This is a genomic window from Mesorhizobium sp. M1A.F.Ca.IN.020.04.1.1 (assembly GCF_003997315.1).
In the GTDB taxonomy this organism is placed as follows: domain Bacteria; phylum Pseudomonadota; class Alphaproteobacteria; order Rhizobiales; family Rhizobiaceae; genus Mesorhizobium.
Genome location: NZ_RZSN01000404.1, coordinates 1 through 764 on the forward strand (window position 1 = coordinate 1; position 764 = coordinate 764).

The following is a 764-nucleotide window of genomic DNA, read 5'->3' on the forward strand; positions in this document are numbered from 1 at the left end:
GCAAGGTGAAGGCCTTCCTCGACAGGCCCATCGAGGGCGACTGGCCCTATCTGTGGATCGATGCCACCTACCTGAAGGTGCGCCGCGGCGGACGCATCGTCTCGGTCGCCGTCATCATCGCCGTCGGTGTCAACGCAGACGGCCGGCGCGAAGTGCTGGGCATGGAGGTCGGCACGTCTGAGGCCGAGCCGATCTGGACGGAGTTTTTGCGCAAGCTGACCCGTCGCGGCCTGCGCGGCGTCAAGCTGGTCGTCTCCGATGCCCATGAAGGCATCAAGGCGGCCGTCACCAAGGTGCTGTGCGCGACATGGCAGAGGTGCCGCGTCCACTTCATGAGGAACGTGCTGGCTCATGCCGGCAAGAGCAGGCGCCGCGTCGTCTCCGCTTTCATCGCCACCGCCCAGGAAACGCCCGAGGCCGCAAGCACGCAGTGGCGCGCCGTCGCCGACCAGATCCGGCCGAGGGTGCCGAAGCTGGCGACAATCAAGGACGACGCCGAAACCGACGTGCTTGCCTACATGACTTTCCCCAAGGAGCACCGTGCCAAGCTGCATAGCACCACACCCGATCGAGCGCCTCAACGGCGAGATCAAGCGCAGGACCGAGGTCGTCGGATGAATGGGCCGTGCAGCGGGCCCGCTACATGACCCTTGAGACCATCAGCCAGATGAGCGATGATCCGCTCATCAGCCTGCCGGCAGTGGCGCGCTGATCAGTCCGGCCCTTGCCGGAGAGCACGGCGACCAATGCCGTTACCTACACCA

At 65.6% G+C, this 764-nt stretch carries 1 pseudogene; it reads left to right on the forward strand.

The features are described from left to right. Positions 1-712: pseudogene (locus EOA49_RS32220) on the forward strand (IS256 family transposase); the annotation flags it as partial. Positions 713-764 lie beyond the last annotated feature (52 nt).